Origin of the sequence: Methylomonas sp. AM2-LC, assembly GCF_039904985.1 — a bacterium.
In the GTDB taxonomy this organism is placed as follows: Bacteria; Pseudomonadota; Gammaproteobacteria; order Methylococcales; family Methylomonadaceae; genus Methylomonas.
Genome location: NZ_CP157005.1, coordinates 1,808,273 through 1,822,122, shown reverse-complemented (window position 1 = coordinate 1,822,122; position 13,850 = coordinate 1,808,273). Strand labels below are relative to the sequence as shown.

At 45.5% G+C, this 13,850-nt stretch carries 13 protein-coding genes; 7 read left to right on the top strand and 6 right to left on the bottom strand.

Features of this window, described 5'->3' with window-relative positions; all coding sequences use genetic code 11:
- Nucleotides 1-35: 35 nt before the first annotated feature.
- The 3 genes from ABH008_RS08255 (at nt 36) to ABH008_RS08245 (ending at nt 2,444) form a co-directional block, all read left to right on the top strand.
- The gene (locus ABH008_RS08255) at nt 36-1,622 is read left to right on the top strand and encodes a GTPase domain-containing protein (protein ID WP_347989376.1); all 1,587 of its coding nucleotides are present in this window, start codon (nt 36-38) and stop codon (nt 1,620-1,622) included.
- A gap of 277 nt (nt 1,623-1,899) precedes the next feature.
- Nucleotides 1,900-2,148, top strand: a complete 249-nt coding sequence (locus tag ABH008_RS08250; RefSeq protein WP_347989375.1) for a type II toxin-antitoxin system ParD family antitoxin — start codon at nt 1,900-1,902, stop codon at nt 2,146-2,148.
- On the top strand, nt 2,148-2,444 hold the full coding sequence (locus tag ABH008_RS08245) for a type II toxin-antitoxin system RelE/ParE family toxin (protein WP_347989374.1): 297 nt from the start codon (nt 2,148-2,150) through the stop codon (nt 2,442-2,444). The genes ABH008_RS08250 and ABH008_RS08245 overlap by 1 nt, the downstream gene beginning before the upstream one ends.
- 368 nt (nt 2,445-2,812) lie before the next feature.
- Here ABH008_RS08245 and ABH008_RS08240 read toward each other — a convergent pair whose 3' ends face one another.
- Nucleotides 2,813-4,126 (bottom strand): ATP-binding protein, encoded by a 1,314-nt coding sequence (locus ABH008_RS08240; protein WP_347989373.1) that lies wholly within the window; start codon nt 4,124-4,126, stop codon nt 2,813-2,815.
- Nucleotides 4,123-4,842 (bottom strand): response regulator, encoded by a 720-nt coding sequence (locus ABH008_RS08235; RefSeq protein WP_347989372.1) that lies wholly within the window; start codon nt 4,840-4,842, stop codon nt 4,123-4,125. The genes ABH008_RS08240 and ABH008_RS08235 overlap by 4 nt, the downstream gene beginning before the upstream one ends.
- 201 nt (nt 4,843-5,043) lie before the next feature.
- Here ABH008_RS08235 and ABH008_RS08230 point away from each other — a divergent pair, with 201 nt between their 5' ends.
- Nucleotides 5,044-5,805: a thioredoxin domain-containing protein gene (locus ABH008_RS08230; RefSeq protein ID WP_347989371.1), complete on the top strand. Its 762-nt coding sequence runs from the start codon at nt 5,044-5,046 to the stop codon at nt 5,803-5,805.
- 82 nt (nt 5,806-5,887) lie between these two features.
- Complete coding sequence (locus tag ABH008_RS08225) at nt 5,888-7,813, top strand: ricin-type beta-trefoil lectin domain protein (protein WP_347989370.1); 1,926 nt, start codon at nt 5,888-5,890, stop codon at nt 7,811-7,813.
- A 276-nt stretch (nt 7,814-8,089) separates the two neighbouring features.
- On the opposite strand, the gene ABH008_RS08220 is transcribed toward ABH008_RS08225, so the two are convergent.
- The 4 genes from ABH008_RS08220 to ABH008_RS08205 form a co-directional block, all read right to left on the bottom strand.
- A complete protein-coding gene (locus ABH008_RS08220) occupies nt 8,090-8,467 on the bottom strand; it encodes a hypothetical protein (protein WP_347989369.1) in 378 nt (125 codons plus the stop codon).
- A gap of 540 nt (nt 8,468-9,007) precedes the next feature.
- The gene (flgB, locus tag ABH008_RS08215) at nt 9,008-9,412 is read right to left on the bottom strand and encodes a flagellar basal body rod protein FlgB (RefSeq protein WP_347989368.1); all 405 of its coding nucleotides are present in this window, start codon (nt 9,410-9,412) and stop codon (nt 9,008-9,010) included.
- A gap of 157 nt (nt 9,413-9,569) precedes the next feature.
- Nucleotides 9,570-10,379, bottom strand: a complete 810-nt coding sequence (locus tag ABH008_RS08210) for a cupin domain-containing protein (protein WP_347989367.1) — start codon at nt 10,377-10,379, stop codon at nt 9,570-9,572.
- A gap of 21 nt (nt 10,380-10,400) precedes the next feature.
- Nucleotides 10,401-11,027, bottom strand: a complete 627-nt coding sequence (locus tag ABH008_RS08205; RefSeq protein ID WP_347989366.1) for a sigma-70 family RNA polymerase sigma factor — start codon at nt 11,025-11,027, stop codon at nt 10,401-10,403.
- A gap of 362 nt (nt 11,028-11,389) precedes the next feature.
- On the opposite strand from ABH008_RS08205, the gene ABH008_RS08200 reads away from it, so the two are divergent.
- Both ABH008_RS08200 and ABH008_RS08195 read left to right on the top strand, forming a co-directional pair.
- Nucleotides 11,390-12,064, top strand: coding sequence for a DVUA0089 family protein (locus ABH008_RS08200; protein ID WP_347989365.1), 675 nt, complete (start codon nt 11,390-11,392; stop codon nt 12,062-12,064).
- A gap of 103 nt (nt 12,065-12,167) precedes the next feature.
- Nucleotides 12,168-13,796 carry a DUF4331 domain-containing protein gene (locus ABH008_RS08195; RefSeq protein ID WP_347989364.1) on the top strand — a complete coding sequence of 543 codons (1,629 nt, stop codon included), beginning with the start codon at nt 12,168-12,170 and terminating at the stop codon, nt 13,794-13,796.
- Nucleotides 13,797-13,850: the final 54 nt, after the last annotated feature.

Here is a 13,850-nt window from a genome sequence, read left to right as displayed (position 1 = left end):
ATTACCAGTCTGACAGACTGTTCCAGGAAACATTTATGATGTCCGCTTACTATGATTTGTTAAGCCAAGCACGCAATTGGGCAGAACAAGCGGTGCATAGCGGGCGTTTACATGCCGAACAGGCACAGGCTTTATTTGATATTGATCATACCAGCCCACAAAAGCTGTTTTCAAACCGTGAGCATAATACTTGTAAACCTTTATTGGTTGCTTTCATGGGCGGTACCGGTGTAGGTAAAAGCAGCTTATTAAACCGTCTGGCCCAACAGCCGATTGCCAAAGCAGGCATACAACGACCTACCTCGCGGGAAGTAACCCTTTATCATCATGAAAGCATTAATGTAAACCAACTACCCGAAGGCTTACCCTTACACAGCGTCAAACTCAGCCAACATAATAATGCTGATCAGCAAAACATTATCTGGATGGATATGCCTGATTTTGACAGTGTGGAATTAGGTAATCACACACTGGTTAAACAATGGTTGCCCTATATTGATGTATTGCTGTACGTGGTGAGCCCGGAGCGCTATCGAGATAACAAAGCCTGGCAATTACTGCTAAACGAAGGTATGAAGCACGCATGGCTGTTTGTGATGAACCAGTGGGACAGAGGCCAACCAGAACAATTTTTGGACTTTAAACAACAATTATTAAAAGCCGGATTTAACCATCCGCTTTTGTTTCGCACGAGTTGCAGCGAACCAGAAGGTGATGAATTTGCCCTGCTATTGGCGCAATTGCACACACTTTCCGAACAGCATAGTGTAGTGCAACTTGAGCAGCGCAATGAGCAATGGCGTAATCAGCAATTGCAAAGCGTTCTAAAACAATTATTAGACGAAACAGGACAACGGGACTTTTTGCAACTACAAAAATCTTATACCCAGTTATGGGAACAAAGCGAAACATCCTTTATGCAAGGCTTGGCGTGGCCGCTGCAAAATCTGGCTAAACTTTGGGCAGAACAACCCACCCAAAAGCCAAGCATAAAACTGTGGGATGAGTGGGCGCAAAGCCGATTTGATGATATTTTAGATGAAGTGGTACTGCAAGCTGCACAATTAAATATCCCCAGCAAACCATTGAAAGCACGTCTGCAAGGCATTAAAATCCAAGCGGATAAAAAAGTCAGGCACTCTACCGAACTAGCAGGCCGAGAAGCATTGCTTAACCCCGGTAATAGTTTGCATCGTTTTCTGCTTAAATTTACCGCCATCAGCGAAACTTTGCTACCGCTTGCGGCAATGAGTGTGGTTGGTTATCAAGTGTTTATGGGATATTTTCACAGCAGCATTGCCAACAACTCTGCGACCTATTTGGGATTGGATTTTGCTATCCACAGTGTCATGCTCATTTCCTTAAGCTGGTTAATTCCCTATTTTATACATAAAAAAATTCAGCCTTCTTTAGAAAAAAACGCATTACGCGGTTTACACAAAGGTTTGCAGCAAGCTTTAGCTAACTTGAATCAGGATATTGAGAATGCCTTGAGCGAAGAGCAATCCACTAATGTAGAGTTACAGGAAGAAATTCGCGCATTACTGGCGAAAGTGACACCGTCATCCGTTCCCAAACTGGAACGTGATAGTTTATTGGGTAGGGTATTGATTAATTCGTAAATGGATGACACTGAGGCGCTAAGTATCTGTATTATCTATTGTAAATAGTCTTGATTCTATCTGGAGATTTAGTATAGCAGTTTTAATCTGATCTTATAGTGAAGGATAAAGATCGACCCTAAGGCGACAATCATCGACGTTTTACCAATGGCAGTAGTTGAATGTATTGCCGACAGTAGGATAATGACATGGTTTTCTGGAAACGTCTGTTCATTGAAGCAGGCAGTGGGGCGTGGTATATTCAACGTTGTTATATATGAATACTGGAGTGTTTACTATGGCTACTACTAGCTTGAGTCTTGGGGAGCATTGGGAAGTCTTTATTAGGAGTGAAATCGCTAGTGGCCGCTACGGCTCGGCAAGTGAGGTTGTGCGGGATGCTTTGCGGGAACTTGAGGAACGCAAGCATAAACTCGCAGCATTACGGGTGCATCTTGCTGAGGGCGCTGCGCAAGCCAGTAAAGGCGAATTTGTTCAGGATTATACTGTTGCCGCCGTTATTCGGGAGTTGGATAACGAGGGATAATGGCAACTTATAGGATAACCCCCAGGGCGCTTAGTGACTTGAAGAGCATTGGCCGCTACACGGCAGAAAAATGGGGTAAGCCGCAACGGAACCGCTATTTAGCAGATATTGATAAACGGTTTAATTGGTTAGCCAAGCAACCACATCTAGGCAAACATCGGTCGGATATTGCCGAAGGCTATTACTGTTTTCCTCAAGGTTCTCATTTGATTTTTTATATGCTCAATCCCTTGGGAATCGACATTATCGGGATACCGCATCAATCGATGGATTTCGTCGCTTATTTCGACCAATGATTAGTCAATATCTGGTATCGACCCACAGGAAACATTGGGCTATGGAATTAGGCTTCCCGATAATGGTCATTGGTAAAGCGGCAATTTGTGATACTGACCAGGGCACCCATCTATGATTCGATGCAGGATATTTCAAAATTGCGTTTACAATAAGAGGTTCGTGTAAGGGTGGGGATTAAATATGGGAGTGCCATTAGCCCGGTTTAGACCCACAAATGTCATACGAAAGATTGAAAAAACAGCTTATTCACATAACAATGAATAAGTCAGATTAAGCGAAGCGTTGAGCTAGGCTTAATCATCAGAATACTCTCAGAATACTTAAATCTCAAATCGTAGTGTTGATTATATTTGTCGTAAATTGAGCATCAACTCAGTGATGATTTATCCAGACGCTGAAACGCACTCAAGCTTATTATAATTTCCGCGCCGCCTTGTTTATGGTTATGAAAGGTCAATTCTGCATCGTGCAATTGCGCGAGGCGTTGCACAATAAGCAGACCTAAACCGCTACCATAACCCTGAACATCATTATGATACGAAAAGGTATTCAGCTCCGCAGGTGTCATGGGCAGACCGGGGCCTTGGTCGGTGACGCATAACTCCATTTTGCGCCCCAGATTTTGGGTGCTGAGTTTAACCTGTCCACCGCCATGCTTGACACCGTTGTCGATCAGGTTATACAAAAGCCGCCGCAAGGCCATCGGCTTGTAGCGCACCGGCGGTAGTTTTTCCAGGGACAGGGTTAAATCCACTTGGGCGCGTTGATATTTTTTCTCTATATCCAGTAATAACGGCGTGATTTCACCTATCTGCCAAGGTTCAGCTTCTTCGATATTAACCCGAGCCAGTTCGATAAAGCGTGTTAATATCCCGCTCATTTCCTCTATATCGTCCTTCATCCCTAGCTTTATATCGTCCGCATCTTCAGCCATCAATTCGGTAGCCAGGCGGATACGCGTTAACGGTGTGCGCAAATCATGAGAAATACCCGCCAGCAAAAACTCCTGTTCTTTGACTATATGGTCAAGATCGGCTCGCAGCTGGTTTAACGCTTGGCCCACCTCTTGAATTTCGATCGGGCCACGTGGATTAATGTCCACACTATTTAAATCGCGGCCTATAGCTCTTGCGCCCTCGGCTAAATCTTTTAATGGGGCATTCAGGTAACGCGCAATCAAATAAGCCATAACAGCCGACAAAAATCCGTTTACCAGAAAAACTATCCTTACAAGAGTTGGTGCATTGCCTATGTCTCCAACCGGAAAACCTATCGAAAATGCTGGAGCCTTGGTATGCATCAGCCAAAGCAGGTTTTGCGGTTGACGCTGTAAACGTAACAATACCGCATCACTTCCGGCCTGATTCAGGCTGTCCTGCAACCTATTAAATAGTGGCAAGTCCGGTAGTGCCTCATAGCGTTGATCAGCGTTGTTTACAAGCACCATACCTCTTTGTTGCTGCAAACGTTCTAGCAGCTGGTGATTGGCGTCTTTATCGCTGTGTGTGACAAAATCTTCGACAATCATCATCAGCGATTGAGTGGTTGTGGCGAGCCACCGTCCGGCCGGTTGTGTTAAAAAAAAGGCAAGGGTCGACCATGCCAGGAAGAAATTAAACACCATGATAAACAGCGTTAACAGCAACATGCGTCCAAATAATGTTTTAGGAAAAACCTTCATGCTAGCTCATCTTGTTGTTGCGTCAGCATATAACCCCGTCCTCGCACTGTTTGTAAATAGCAGGGCCGGGCCGGATCGTCTTCCAGCAGGCGACGCAAGCGGGATACCTGTACATCCAGGGAACGATTTTCATAGTCGTGGTCACGACCATTGATCAAATAAGCCAGACGTTCACGCGAAAGTGGTGTTCCAGCGTGTTGCGCAAGCACATTCAGCAAGGCGAATTCATTGCCGGTCAGCGCGATCTGTGCGTCTTCCCGGTATAAACAGCGTTGCGTGGAATCCAGGCGATACGGGCCAAAATACAATGACGAACTGTTTGCTATCGGTATGGCGGCAGCCACGCGCGGACGACGACGCAACACGGCATGAATTCGGGCGACTAGTTCACGCGGTTCAAACGGCTTGGGCAAATAATCATCAGCGCCACCATCCAAACCTGAGATGCGCGACTCAGCGCTGCCATTGGCAGTCAACATAATAATAGGCGGATTATTTTTATCGGCACTTAGCCTTTGACAAATTGACAAGCCTTGCTCGCCTGGCAGCATCCAGTCCAGCACGATTAAATCGATAGGGTCACGTTCCAATTTCATAGTCATTTCCAGAGCATCGCCAACGCCACTTACCACAAAACCCTGTTGACTAAGATAGCGTTTCAATAGCGACCGTATCCGCAGGTCGTCATCGACAATCAGTATTTTTGCTTGCTGCATGAGTTTATCCGGTTAGCCGTTTAATTAGGCTTGAGTATATCAATCTTTATTTGCTGGGCTGCCGGATTGTTACATTTGGTTACAATTCGATTCGTGTTACTGAGAGGACTTTCAGATAAGCTAATTGAAGCTTGATTAGAGTGTATTAGGCCGACGATCAATCGCAATTTTTAATTAATACTTACAGGAAAATACATAACCATGACTTACGATCAACGCGTCCTTCCTAGGCAGAACATAAAAATACTGGCCGCATTCATCCTGATCTTGGTGGATCAAACCCCCATGGCACAAACAGTCACCACAGCACCGTCAGCTATCGAACAAGCAGTTGAAAAAGTACTCAAGACGCACCCTGAACTGGTCCGCGATGCGTTGAACGAGTTGCAACGCCGTGAAACCGCCGACATAGCAAAACAGGAGGCGACCACGCTGGCCGAGTCTACCAAGGAAATTTATTCAGAAACCGGCTCCATTGTGTTGGGCAATCCTACGGGTGACGTCACCCTGGTAGAGTTTATCGACTATCACTGCGGTTACTGCAAAAAAATGGCGCCCGGTATTGAGCAGCTAATCCAGCGCGACAGCCAGTTGCGTGTATTGGTAAAGCAATTGCCCGTACTGGGTCCGGAATCGATTGCTGCGGCCCAGTTGATGCTGTCAGTCGAATCAGGCCCGACTGTAGCGCAGGTGCATCAGACCTTGATAACCAATCAGGATCTTGATGCTGCCAGCCTATCTCTTATCGAACAGAAATATCAGCTCAAGCCGGTAAACAAGATTTTGGCCAACCGTGGTTTGGGTGAAGTGCGGGTGTTGTCCGAGAAATTGGGCATTCAAGGTACGCCAGTGCTGATCATTGGTGACACGATATTTCGCGGAGCGGTTGAAACAGCACAATTGGAGGAGGCGATCCAGATGGCCCGCAATACCCTGTTGACTCGTTCCAAGGCCAAATCCTGATTTGCAACATATATCAATTTACCACCAACCGTTGGGCTATTTTTTGCCAAGCGGTAAACCTACCCACGCAGGAATATTAATCATGAAAAACATAACTCGATTTCTGATTGGCCTTTTGGCACTAACAGCAGTCACGATTTCCCAGGCGGCAACTGATCCAGTTTCCGCCATTCAGAATACGGCAACCGGGCAATGTATCACCCTTACGCAACCGATGACGATGACGAAGTGTGATCTGTCGGCAAAACAGAATTTCAATTTTCCGGCTACCGGCGAAATCACTATTGAACCCAATTTGGCAGTCTCGGGTGCCAATTGCCTGACCGGCAGCTTTACAGTCGATGGTCCGGTCAGCATGAGTAGTTGTAACGCCCTTAGCTCGAATTGGTGGCGCTCTGGCAAGCAAATCCGCCTGTCAGGTGGGACGCAATGTCTGACTCAGATGGGCTCAAACCTTGAGATGCAATCTTGCCTAGCCGATAACGTCAATCAGCAGTGGACTCTGGCCAGCGAAGTCGCGGCCGATTGGCCACGTACTGGTTTGACTTCGATGACCAGCACCCCGACCGGCTTCTGTCTTCAGGTGGGCGCAGCTATCCCCACCACCCCCACCAAGCCGAGAAAAATAGGCGGCATTACCATTCCTAGCCCCCCTAACCCTGCATCGCTAAGATCCGCATCCTGTAAACAGTATATGAATGAATTTTTTCAGTTCACACCGACCGGAACCATTGTGGTGCAAGGTATGTGCGTAACTGATGGCGGCGATGGTGCGGTCGGTGATCAAGTTGTACTCATGACATGTGATGGCCGCATTAATCAGCAATGGACACGCAACGGCGATACCATCCTTTCCAAGAAAAACGGACTCTGTATCGGTATCACCAACAATTCTTCGGACCCTAACGCGACTACACAGTTACAAAAGTGCGGCAGCGATCCACATCAGCAATTGGGCTTCAGTCGACTAGCTTCAAGCTGGCCACCGGCAGCATCGGTTCCGTCCACGGCAGTTTCGGGGGCTACGCTCACGAACCAGCAAGTAACAACTCTCGTCGACTGGATACAGGACGAGGTCTCGATCAGTAACATGCCATTCTGCTACAAGACAGGCAGCTACGACCGTGGTATCGGAATCAAACCTGATAGCTGCAAAAGCGGAAAAGAAATGGATGCGGGGCTATGCTATAAACCATGCAGTAGCGGTTTTAAGGGGGCCGCCACAATATGCAAAACGACCGATTCGTTAACCTACAATCCCGGTAGCCACTGCACCGCACATGCACCCAAATGGCTCGGAGGACGCTGTATCGCGTCGGCCATGAATTCCTGCAGGGCAGGCTACCGCAGTGACAATATAGCGACTTGCTGGATTAACAAAGCAAGCTATGATCGCGGCGCCGGTGAACTCCCGACCTCCTGCAATTCGAATCGGCAGCTTCAGGCAGGTCTTTGTTATCTTACACCTCGGTCTGGCTTCTCCTGCAACGTCACGAACTGTCAGCCGGTCTGTGCTGCTGGCAGTAAAGACTGCCTTGGGGCCTCGTGTACGAAAGATGTAAAAAACTGTACTGCTAGTATTACCGATATGGTAGTAAGCACGGCGGAAGTATTGGCCTTCATAGTCACCGAAGGTGAGTCCGCTGCAGTCGATGAGGCTGTGAATGCCGTCAAGAATGCGAAAAATGCAAACGATCTCGCTCAGGCTATAATTAATTTGCAGAGCGATGTGGAGAGCTTTATGCAAGGGGCAGAAACTAATTTCGCAGCGTTTTCAACGACGCAAGTGGAAGCCTCGGTAGCGGCAGTGTATGAACGCGGGTCTGACAACTACAATTACATCGCCCGTGAATGGGCTGCGCGTTTGCTGCTTATCAATATTGCCCAGTTGGAGCTGGACCTCGACACCATACTTATTACTACGCTCGATCCAACTGGCGTAACCTCCACAATCAATGCCTTTGCCAAACCACCCTGTAGACAGCACAGGACTATGCCGCAAGTCTAGTCTATTTCACTGAACCGAGCCTGCCGCGACTCTTACTCTTAGTCGCGGCAGGCTTTTTTTTGCCTGTTTATGAAGGGCCGTAGGACGTAATGCGTGACGGGGTTGCAAACCCCGACCGGCATTATGTACCGAACAAGAAATTGTCCTATAGGTCAGACACATATTGTTCGTGCTCGACATCAATTCACACAAAATATTGGGCAATGAAAAGATGTTGCCATCGGGGCTGCAGTTTATCGTTAATACGGCTTGGAGAGTCAAGTGAATCTCCTCTGCTTACTTTTCTAAGTCGTGACGCATCGCGTTGATTATTTCGTCTTTCGACTCTCTGTAGCGCTCATATTGCTGCGGAGATAAAGTGCCGCGCAGTATCTCGTCTTTTTGTTGCAGAATTGCTTTGATATCCTGAATTTTAAACAGCAGCATACTGGAGCCTTTTAGGATAGGTTCTACTTTTTCCGCATAGGCAAGGTTAATGCCGTTAATTTTGTTGGTTGCTTCTGGAGTAAGGTCCAGTTTTTCCTGCATAAAGCGGGTTTGCACGGTCGCGCGTTGTAGGGGAGTGGTTTTAAGCAGAAACTCAAGATCATTTGGCATAACACACGGTGGCGGCAACAACAAAGCCAGTGCAAGCAAGGATTTTAAAGGGCGCATATTGTCTCCAACTATTTTTTTTAACATACACTGAATACAGAGAAGCCGCAAACCGGAGTCGGGAGTAAATTGACAATCCATTTTTGCCAGTCATCAATAGGCGTAGAAATGTTGGGTAACGAAAAAATGCGGCCAATCCTATTAAGCTAGTTTCGGTTTGACTGTATTTAAGTCATAAGCATCCGTTCACTGAAAATAGGTGAAGGTCCCTGGATGGTCGTTATGCATGACGATCCTTGTCATAAGGGCAAATTGTCGAACATATTCATTGCCATAAAGCAGCCAGTCGCCAATGTCAGGTTTTGGCCGGACCTTGCCTTTCAATGTCTGATCTGGTTCAAAACAATTTACAAAATCGTCAGATAGAATCTAGACTTTAAAACATGAAGCATTTACGTATCTTTAATTCGCAAGAAACCTCAGCTAAATACACCGCATCAATACCCTGTTGTATAAGAAAACTGCGTTTTGTACTCACGCGACTCCAAAGGAGCCCCCTACCCTAAATCTTAGTGCAAAATAACAGGCTAGCGCTCTCCCCTATTGCCCCTTTAATGACGACATCAAATCTTTAAAGTCGCCCGAAAGTGATTGTAAAGTGTTTTGATATTTAACCATGGCTTCGGCATATTTTGCTTGCTCGATATGGCCTTCCACGGTATTACCATCCAGGGAAGATTGCTGAGGAATACGAAAGCGTAGTTCGGCCCCAAATAAGGGATTATTATCGGCCAAATGACTTTGCTGAGTTTGCTTTAACCCCACAGCATTGTTACCTAAAAGTTGTTGAAACACTTGTTTGAAATCCAAGTCACGCGCTTTGTAGTCTGGCGTGTCTGCATTGGCTAAATTCGAAGCCAAAACTTGCATATGCTTTTCACGTAGCATGAGCATTTGTGGGCCAGTGCTCAATACATTTTCGATAGAGAGTGAATTGAATGCCATAATTAACAACTATTGATGCTTAAAACCATCTAAAAGCATTAACTATGCCATATTCTATATGTATAAATATTAACAATAAGCTGGAAATATAAGAAAAACCAGCGTCAAAAAACTAACATCCCGAAATCAGCTAACAACGAGGACTGCTATTTGACTTTTAATTAACTGCACTTCGTACAAATAATAGCGCACCTACATCTGTATATACCTCATCGTGTTGCGTACCCTGCGGCGCTAATTGATAATCGCCACTACACAACAGACTGTCGTCCAGAAACACTTCACCTTGCACCACTAAACACTCTTCCTCCAGTGGATGCGCATGGCTAATAAACTTTGCACCGGCTTGCAAACGGTAAAAACCAGACTCCCTGATGCCATCGTTCCATAAAACTTTTTTTTGTATGCCTTCCACTACCGGTTGCCAATCTTGGTTAGCATAAGCAGAAATACTTTGCGATAAATCAGTGCCGGGCAATACGCCGCCCACCAGTTCACGCAATACATTTGCCGTATCGCCCAACGAAGTGCCACGCAGATACGCCAACGCGCCACTAGTAGACTTAATTGCGGCATGTCTGCTACCCGGTGGACTGACATGATAATCCAATGGACCTAAAGTGGTATCACCCAATTGCAATTCACCCTGCAATACAATACCTTCTTCCAACCAATGATGACGGTGAGGCAACAGACTGGAACCGGGTGCAAACTTTATCAAAACCGAGTTACCTTCAGGACCGTTCCAAAGTGACTTAACGCGGATACCATTCATAAGATTTTTCCACGAGCCATCTTTACCACGTAACGTTAAAAATGCCGCTTGTCTGGCAACACTAGCCTCTGTCAGATTGAGCAGATTGAGACGCATGCTTTGTTTGCGTTCAGGTTTAACGGCTATCGGTGCAATTTTCTCAATAATGAGTCGATTAAGCGCTTCTTGCTCGGACTGTGTTGATACTGTCATGGACTTACTCGTGTTTATCAATTAAAAGGTTTCAGTCAACTGGGTTGCCAAGTTTTGCTGTAATAACTGCAATCCACGGCGTATATGCGATTTAACGGTACCCAATGGCAATCCGCTGCAGACGGCTATTTCATCGTGACTTAAGCCGCGAAAAAAAGACAACGACAGCAAATGCCTGGGTACAGGTTCCAAATCGGCTAATGCTGATTGCAACTGCTGGCTTTGCTGTACCGCTACCAATATATTCGGCGGCTCATCTGCATCAGATGCGGCAATTAATTGCAAAGTTTCCTCATCAAGCTCTATTTCATCGCTTTCAATTTTACGCAGGGCATCTAAAGCTCTGCTGCGGGCTATGGTCATTACCCAGGCTTTTACCGAACCCCGTTCAGGGCTATAGCGGGGTGCTTGTCGCCATACCTGCCAAAAAGTATCTTGCACCACTTCTTCGGCCAACGGTACTTGTTTAGTAATACGCAAGACCAAACCATACACATAGTCCACTAAATGGTCATACAGTAAACCAAGTGCAACTTGATCACTATCTATTACCCTGACTATATAATCTTGGCATAGTTTCTCACTTGCTAATGCCTGATCACCGGGTGGCCCTTCCGTTCCCATCCTCAATTCAGCGGTATTTTGCATGTGATCAGCAATCATTGATTTATTACCCTGTTATTAGCATACGTTACTGACGTAATTTTGGATGAAAAAATATCAAACTATTTTATTCCAATTTTGCTCTGAAAGCGCCCATAGCCTATCACAACATTTTTTTCTAACCTATACCACCCTATCTACGCCAATTAATCCCTCTTATTTTATTTGTACTGCATCCAAAAAGTTTTCTTTTGCGTATTGGTTATTGCTGGCCGAATTCAAAGTTTAAAACATGATACTAGCTTAGAGAAACACAGTGGCTAATCGAGGTTTTAAGCAATGAAAACTGTTGCATAACAGTTACTAGCACTTGCAAATACGTAAATTCTTAATTATGAGGTTCCATTATGAAAAAAAAACTAGGCTTTCTATTATTAAGCTGCTCCTGGGCACTAGCCAACAGCGCTGTAGCTTCTGACTTTGATTTTAAAGGAAATTTCCAACATGACAACGATGTCATGAGCTTTAATCTAACCATTAACTCCCCGGACAACTTAACCGTTTTCACCTCTTCCTCGTTGCAGGGTGGTTTTGACACGGTATTGACTTTATGGGATAGCAATGGAAACCAAGTATTTGAAGATGCCGATGGTAGCAGTAGTGGTTTAGGTGGCTCGTTATCCTCAAATGGTACTGTTTATAACTACAGTGAGAATGATAGCTTTTTCTCCCTATTCCTTAACCCCGGTCATTATCTAGCGACTTTAACCCAATACGACAACTTATCAGCTAGCGATAAACTGACAGATGGTTTTTTTAGAAATGATCCTAATTTTACTGCGGCATTTGGCTGCTCTAACGGTGTCTTTTGTGATGGCATACAACGTTTTGACAACCATGGTAATTTACTGGCATCACAAAACTTAACTTCAGAATGGAGTCTGCATTTTTTGAATGCCGAAAATGCAGCAGTCAGCTCCGTACCGGAAGCACCTGGCGAACTATTAATGGCTACTGGCTTATGTCTATTGTTTGCCGTCAGAAAATATCAAGCGACTAAACCTACAGCCTTATTCGCCTGAAAACAAATTTTTTAATTAACTGCATCCATCTTTACTTTGCTTACGTATTAATACTGACTGTCGCTAACGGCAGCCATTTAAAATTTATAGAGGAATTGAGATCATGAACTTTTTTAAGCGTTACAAAAAACCTTTACTGCCAGCCGTTTTCGGCTTATTACTTTTGCCTGCCGGAATTCAATCGGCATTAGCAGCCAATCACCGCGAAGCGCCATTAACAGCCTTGGATACTAAAGCGGATATTACCGACTGGTATGCTTTTGTTAGTTATGACGATCCTAACAAGTTGACCATGATTTTAAACGTGGACCCACTGCTGGAACCCAGCAACGGTCCAAACTATTTTCCTTTCGATCCAGAAATACTCTATGAAATGAAAGTAGACAACAATTTTGATGCTGAAGAAGATATCACCTTGCAATTCCGTTTCAAAACCGAAAATCGTTTACCCTCTGTTTTTACCAGTATGGTGGGTGTTGGTAATGGTGGTTATGTGCCTAGCAACGGACCTAATCAAGATAAATATCCTACCGGCAGTTTACTTGCGCCACCAGCTATTACCGCCTTAGACGGATCTGGATCAGAAGGTTTAGGCGTTAGACAAAGTTATACTGTAACCATGATTAAGGGTAAAGGGGCAAATCGCAAAGTAATCGATTTAAGCCAACAGCATGCGCTCTATGCAGTACCCTCTAATGTAGGCCCACGTACAATGCCCGATTATAAAAGCTTGGCTGCTCAAGGTGTATACAATTTGGGAAATGGTGTGCGGGTATTTTCCGGCACCGTGGACGATCCGTTTTACATAGACTTGGGAGCCACCTTCGACAGTGTTAATTATCGAACAGGGGCTTCGGGTGTTGATGTTCCCGCCGTGTTCAGCGATGCGCAATATGCGGCCGACAATAAAAACTTTGCTGCGGATGATGTTTCTGGCTTCAATGTTAACACTATCGCCATCGAAATCCCGATAGCCATGTTGACCGCAGACGGTAAAGCACATACGGCATCTGAAGCTTTAGCCGTACTAGGCACCTATGCAACAACCTCTAGACCGCGTACTAAATCGTATGCAGAAATACCCGGTGATAAACCAAGACTAGCCAATAGTTATGTGCAAATTCAACGTATGGGTAATCCGCTGATCAATGAGTTATTAATCGGCACCGGCGATAAAGATCGTTTCAGCATGAGCGACCCAAAACACGACAGTAATTTTGCAAACTATCTGTTAGATCCATTATTACCCAGAGCGGTTAATGCTTTATATAGCGGTGGCGTTCCTATCCCAGCATCCCCTAGAACCGATTTACTTCCATTAGTTGTGTATACCGCACCCATTTGCCCAGGTTGCACAAGCAGCCAGCAAGGCCCGGTTGCTGACTTACTTAGAGTGAACACTGGTATTGCTGCCGCTACCCCGGAAAACCGTAAACGTATGGGATTTATTGCTGGCGATAGTGCCGGTTTCCCAAATGGTCGCCGCGTATCGGATGACGTTACCGACATTGCCTTACAAGTTGTGGCTGGTGTATTGAATCCTGCATTCAACAGTTTTCCAAACAATCGTTTGGCCGATGGTGTAAACGCTAACGATCACAGCTATCAGGAAAGTTTCCCATATGTTGCATTTGCTAACAGTGGTAGACAAAGCCGACACGTTGATCCTGGTGAAGCAGGTTGTTTCGATGCTAAAGATTTGTCTAAGGCTGTCAATTGCCCAACGCAATAATGGTTTGTGGACTGAGTAAGGTCTAAATAACTGCTCAGTGGTAAGGACACCAAA